The sequence below is a fragment of the Streptomyces murinus genome (assembly GCF_002154555.1).
Classification (GTDB): domain Bacteria; phylum Actinomycetota; class Actinomycetes; order Streptomycetales; family Streptomycetaceae; genus Streptomyces; species Streptomyces murinus.
Map to the genome: position 1 here is coordinate 1 of NZ_MUNF01000423.1, position 5,240 is coordinate 5,240.

A 5,240-nucleotide genomic window follows, 5' to 3' on the forward strand; every position below is an offset into this window, starting at 1 on the left:
ATCAGGTCGGACAGCTTCAGCAGGGAGCCGTCCTGGCGGATGTCGGTGCCCTTGGCCGTGTCGAAGCTGGTGAAGAAGATCAGGCCCGCGAGCGCGAAGACCGCCGCGGTGAGCATCCGCACCGGGCGCATCCGCGGCCCGCGACGAGGGTCGGAACCCATTGCTCCCGTACCGGGGGAGTCGGCAGAATTGCTCAACGTACCCTTGCTCTCCTTCGGCGCCACGGAAGCACTACGCTAACGGACGCCCGGGGGAGCACACAGAAGTCGTCATGTTGGCCACTTGTACGCTGCCCGAGCCCGACCAGCTAACTGCGCGGCCACGCAGCGCATCGACAGGAGAGACCCTCGTGCCGAAGTCACGTATCCGCAAGAAGGCCGACTTCACGCCGCCGCCGGCGAAGCAGGCCGCGGCGATCAAGCTGAACAGCCACGGCTGGGTCGCCCCTGTCATGCTGGCCATGTTCGTCATCGGCCTGGCCTGGATCGTCGTCTTCTATGTGACCGACGGCTCGCTGCCCATCGACGCGCTGGACAACTGGAACATCGTGGTCGGCTTCGGCTTCATCGCCGCCGGTTTCGGTGTCTCCACGCAGTGGAAGTAGCCCGGCTCCGCTGAGTTATCCACAGGCCCGAGGATTTCCACAGCACCCTGGGGAAAAGACTACGATCTGTGGATAACCCATCGAGTGTTGACGCCGGTACGACTGCCGTACCGGTTGGCACACATCCGTTCGCACCCATGGCGACCTGCGAAAACACATCCGAGCGGTAACAGGCGCACCTGAGACCGCACGGTGTGCACAAGATCCGGCACCCGCTGTGGACAACGGTTCGGTATCAGGTGAGCTGGCCCGTCCTGACCAGGGTGAGAACGGCCACCGCCACGAGCACCAGGGCACAGGTGCCGTACTGGATGAGCGCCCGGTTGCGGCGCGGGGCGTGCACCATCGCGTAGCCGGTGACGACACCCGCCACCAGGCCGCCGACGTGCGCCTGCCAGGCGATGTCGAAGCCCGGGGTGAAGGTGATGATCAGGTTGATCACCAGCAGGGCGAACAGCGGCCGCATGTCGTAGTTGAGCCGCCGCATCAGCACCCCGGTGGCGCCGAAGAGGCCGAAGATCGCTCCGGAGGCGCCGAGCGAGGGCGCGTTCGGGGCGGCGAGCAGATAGGTGAGCGCGCTGCCCGCGAGGCCCGAGACGGCGTACAGGGCGAGATAGCGGGCGCGGCCGAGCGCCGCCTCCAGGGGACCGCCGATCCACCACAGGCTGAGCATGTTGAACAGCAGATGCGTGAACCCGGCATGCAGGAACATCGAGGTCAGCAGGCGGTAGTACTGCCCCTGGGCGATGCCCTGCACGCCCGGGATCAGGGGCGTGTACGCCTGCCCGATCATCTCGAAGCGCTGGGTGAAGCTCTCGCCGACGGCCAGCTGCACCAGGAACAGCGCGATGTTGATCCCGATCAGCACCTTGGTGAGCAGCCGGGGATCCGCCGTGATGGGGCCGCCGGCCACGGTGCGCGGGCGGGCCGCGGCCATGGTGCGTCCGGCGCCACCGCCGCCCGGTGTGTGCTGGTGGGCGGGACCGCCGCCATGGACGCACTCGGGGCACTGGAAACCGACGGAGGCGCTGACCATGCACTCGGGGCAGATGGGGCGCTCACAGCGGGTGCAGCGCACCCCGGTCTCACGGTCCGGGTGCCGGTAGCACACGGGCACGTTCCGGGCGCCCGGCGCGCTGCTTGCGACGTGGTCCATGATCCCCTCGCTCCTCTGGCACTCCCCCGGCACATACCCCGCCCCGCCCATCCTTACGGACGAGCGGGGCGTTTGGTTCCCGGTGGGGCGTTCCGTCAGCCCTCGCGGGTCTCGACGACGACCGACTCGATCACGACGTCCTGGGCCGGACGGTCGTTACGACCGGTCTTCACGGCCGCGATCTCGTCCACGACCTTCTGGCCGGCGGGGTTGGTGACCTCGCCGAAGATGGTGTGCTTGCCGGTCAGCCAGGTGGTCGGCGCGACGGTGATGAAGAACTGCGAGCCGTTGGTGCCCGGGCCGGCGTTGGCCATGGCCAGCAGGTAGGGCTTGTTGAAGGACAGGTCGGGGTGGAACTCGTCCCCGAACTTGTAGCCCGGACCGCCGATGCCGGTGCCCAGCGGGTCACCGCCCTGGATCATGAAGCCGCTGATGACACGGTGGAAGACCGTGCCGTCGTACAGCGGGTCGTTGCTCTTCTTGCCGGTCGCCGGGTGGGTCCACTCGCGCTCGCCCTTGGCCAGCTCGACAAAGTTCTTGACCGTCTGCGGCGCGTGGTTCGGGAACAGCCGGACCTCGATGTCGCCGTGGTTGGTCTTCAGGGTGGCGTAAAGCTGCTCGGCCACGATCTGCCTTCCGTCGTCTTCTGTCGTCTTCCTGCGACCTCTGATCCTCGCATGTGTGGGCGCTCGGGGTGCCAGTCGGCCAACCGAAGGAGCGCGCGGCACCCATATGCCCGTCCGCGCATGCCGCGAGGACCGTTGGCAGGCATGATCCGTAAAAGGGTGGAAAGTCGAATTCCGTACGCCACCGAGGAGGAGGAAACCCGTGACCCGCATTGACAGCGTGCGCGCCGCGACCGGCTCGGCGAAGGACAGCGTGCTGCACGCCGCGGAAGTGGTGGCGCCCTACGCCGACACGGCCAAGGAGCGTGCCGCGTTCTACGCGCAGGAGGCACGCGTACGGCTCGCGCCCGTGGTGTCAGGGGCCGCAGAGCAGGCCCGCACGCAGTACAACGCCCAGCTCGCCCCGCGTCTGGAACAGGCCCGGCGCACCTATGTCCCACCGAAGGTCGACCTCGCCGCGCAGGAGGCGGCCTGCCGCACCCGCAAGGCCGCCCGGCAGGCGGCCGAGTACTCGCGCCCCCGGATCGAGCAGGCGGTGGCCGCCGCCGGACCGGTGGCGGACGAGGCCGCGGCCCGGGGCGCCGCCGCGCTGGTCGCGCTGCGCGGTCAGGTCTCCGCGCGGGACATCCAGAAGCTCGCCCGGCGCAACGCGCGCAGGTGCCGGGCCGGCCGCGCCGCCAAGATGGTGGCGCTGGCGGCCCTGGTGACGGGCGGCGCCTTCGCGGCGTGGAAGTGGTGGGAGCGCCAGGCCAACCCCGAGTGGCTGGTCGAGCCACCGGCCGCGACGGAGGTCCCCGAGTCGGGTGGGCTCGGCTCGGTGGACGGCAGTGGCGGCGAGGAGCAGCCCTGAGCATTCAGCCGGAAACGGGCTCCTTCCGAGGGAAGGAGCCCGTTTCACGTGAAACGTCCGTCGCGGTGGGTCAGTTGATGTGCAGGTGGGTCACGTAGCCGTACCCCTGGTACTTGGACTCGCCCTTGCCGAACGAATGCCGGTAGACGTAGCCGTCGCCCGGCTCGTAGTCGAACCAGCCCGCGTTGTTCCCGCTGCTGAACTGCTCGACCCCGCCCTGTCCGATGTCCAGGTCGCCCGCGTTGGCGAAGCACCGGGTGGTGCCGGTGCCGTTGGGATTGCGGATGCCCAGGTGAAAGTACTGGCTGCCGAAGTCGGCCTGGCAGTCGAAGACATTGACCTCGTTCGTCGCGTGCGCGGGCACCACCCCGGCCAGCAGTGCGGCCGTCGACGCCACGGCGACGAAAGCCCCTCGCCACTTCCTCATATGCGGTTCCTCCCATAAGAGCGCACCGCTCACGATAGGTGACCGAACGGACACCGCGTGCTCTTATGGAGAAATCCGCTGAAGTGAGCCCAAGTAATGCCTGATGAGGTCTTACCGGGCGCGCTCGATGTGCGACCTGGTCAGGGCGAAGAGGATCAGCAGATCCAGGGCCATGACGGGGATCGCCCACGCCGGGTAGTACGGCACGAACATGAACTGGGTGATCAGGCTGATGCCCGCCGCCACCACACCGAGCCCGCGGCCCCAGCTCATGCCCGCGAGCAGACCGAAGCCCGCGACGACGAGCACGATGCCGATGACGAGGTGGATGATGCCCCAGGGCGTCAGACCGAAGTTGTAGGCGTACCCGGTCGACGTGACGAACAGCCTGTCGTTCGCGATGCCCGCCGCGCCCATGAGGATGCTGAGCGGCCCGCTGAGCATCAGCATGGTCCCGGCTGCCAGGGAAGCGCTGTCGACCGTATGACCGCCACCGGGTTCCCTGGGCCCGTGCCGCGTCTTGTCGGATGCCACTGTCATGGGCGTCGCCTTCCTGTGCGGCACGACCGACGCCAGCGGCCGTACGAAGCCAGCCACGCTCTTCCTGACAGGATCACCGCAATCCCCCGGACCTGCGACCGCAGCCGCCCCCACCGACCGCCGGAAAACCCAAAGAGCCCCTCTGACCTGCGTCTCCGCAGATCAGAGGGGCTCTTTTGACCGTGGAGCCTAGGGGAGTCGAACCCCTGACATCCGCCATGCAAAGACGGCGCTCTACCAACTGAGCTAAGGCCCCGGGAAAGGGATGGCGTCCGGCGGGGGTTTCCCGGCCGGTGCCGGGGACCAGAGTACCGGGTCACCCCCCGTATCCCGCAAAAAGATTGGGGGTCCCCGCAGATGACCACGCTCCGTAAGATGCTCAACCGTGGTTCGCTACAGCGAACCGCGGTTTTCAGGGGAAGCGATGGGGAGACGCAATGGACGCCGCACAGCAGGAAGCCACCGCAAGAGCGAGAGAGCTTCAGCGGAACTGGTACGGGGAGCCGCTGGGGGCGCTCTTCCGTAAGCTGATCGACGATCTCGGGCTCAACCAGGCCCGTCTCGCGGCGGTTCTGGGGCTGTCCGCTCCGATGCTCTCGCAGCTGATGAGCGGCCAGCGCGCCAAGATCGGCAATCCCGCGGTGGTCCAGCGGGTGCAGCTGCTCCAGGATCTGGCGGCACAGGTGGCGGACGGCAGTGTCAGCGCGGCCGAGGCGACCGAGCGGATGGACGAGATCAAGAAGTCCCAGGGGGGCTCGGTGCTGAGCAACACCACGCACACGACGAACGGTTCGGGCGCGCCCACCGTCAAGCGGGTCGTCCGCGAGATCCAGTCGCTGCTGCGCTCGGTAGCCGCCGCGAGCGACATCATCGAGGCCGCGGACGCGCTCGCCCCGACCCAGCCCGAACTCGCCGAGTTCCTGCGGGTCTACGGTGCCGGCCGCACCTCCGACGCGGTCGCGCACTACCAGTCGCACCAGAACTGAGCGCCCGCCCGGCGCAGGGGGAAGCCGGGAGGGCGCTCAGTTCTGGTGCGA

At 68.3% G+C, this 5,240-nt stretch carries 7 protein-coding genes, 1 tRNA gene and 1 pseudogene; 3 read left to right on the forward strand and 6 right to left on the reverse strand.

Going from position 1 to position 5,240, the window contains the following annotated elements:
* Window positions 1-197 (reverse strand): annotated as a pseudogene (locus CCN72_RS40795) (DUF881 domain-containing protein); the annotation flags it as partial.
* Window positions 198-349: 152 nt separating this feature from the next.
* Between CCN72_RS40795 and crgA the strand changes: the two are divergent.
* On the forward strand, window positions 350-604 hold the full coding sequence (gene crgA, locus CCN72_RS24715; protein ID WP_046423655.1) for a cell division protein CrgA: 255 nt from the start codon (window positions 350-352) through the stop codon (window positions 602-604).
* A gap of 235 nt (window positions 605-839) precedes the next feature.
* Here the strand turns inward: crgA and CCN72_RS24720 are convergent, their stop codons facing one another.
* Window positions 840-1,760 carry a rhomboid family intramembrane serine protease gene (locus CCN72_RS24720; protein WP_086809716.1) on the reverse strand — a complete coding sequence of 307 codons (921 nt, stop codon included), beginning with the start codon at window positions 1,758-1,760 and terminating at the stop codon, window positions 840-842.
* A gap of 95 nt (window positions 1,761-1,855) precedes the next feature.
* Window positions 1,856-2,386 carry a peptidylprolyl isomerase gene (locus CCN72_RS24725; protein WP_085565641.1) on the reverse strand — a complete coding sequence of 177 codons (531 nt, stop codon included), beginning with the start codon at window positions 2,384-2,386 and terminating at the stop codon, window positions 1,856-1,858.
* A gap of 202 nt (window positions 2,387-2,588) precedes the next feature.
* Here CCN72_RS24725 and CCN72_RS24730 point away from each other — a divergent pair, with 202 nt between their 5' ends.
* Window positions 2,589-3,236, forward strand: coding sequence for a DUF5324 family protein (locus CCN72_RS24730; RefSeq protein WP_086809718.1), 648 nt, complete (start codon window positions 2,589-2,591; stop codon window positions 3,234-3,236).
* 70 nt (window positions 3,237-3,306) lie between these two features.
* On the opposite strand, the gene CCN72_RS24735 is transcribed toward CCN72_RS24730, so the two are convergent.
* The 3 genes from CCN72_RS24735 to CCN72_RS24745 form a co-directional block, all read right to left on the reverse strand.
* Window positions 3,307-3,663, reverse strand: coding sequence for a beta/gamma crystallin domain-containing protein (locus tag CCN72_RS24735; RefSeq protein WP_086809720.1), 357 nt, complete (start codon window positions 3,661-3,663; stop codon window positions 3,307-3,309).
* A gap of 111 nt (window positions 3,664-3,774) precedes the next feature.
* The gene (locus tag CCN72_RS24740) at window positions 3,775-4,203 is read right to left on the reverse strand and encodes a DUF7144 family membrane protein (protein WP_232989184.1); all 429 of its coding nucleotides are present in this window, start codon (window positions 4,201-4,203) and stop codon (window positions 3,775-3,777) included.
* Between the two features lie 183 nt (window positions 4,204-4,386).
* Window positions 4,387-4,459: transfer RNA gene (locus tag CCN72_RS24745), tRNA-Ala, on the reverse strand.
* Window positions 4,460-4,640: 181 nt separating this feature from the next.
* Between CCN72_RS24745 and CCN72_RS24750 the strand changes: the two genes are divergently transcribed.
* Window positions 4,641-5,189, forward strand: coding sequence for a helix-turn-helix domain-containing protein (locus tag CCN72_RS24750; RefSeq protein WP_085565637.1), 549 nt, complete (start codon window positions 4,641-4,643; stop codon window positions 5,187-5,189).
* Window positions 5,190-5,240 lie beyond the last annotated feature (51 nt).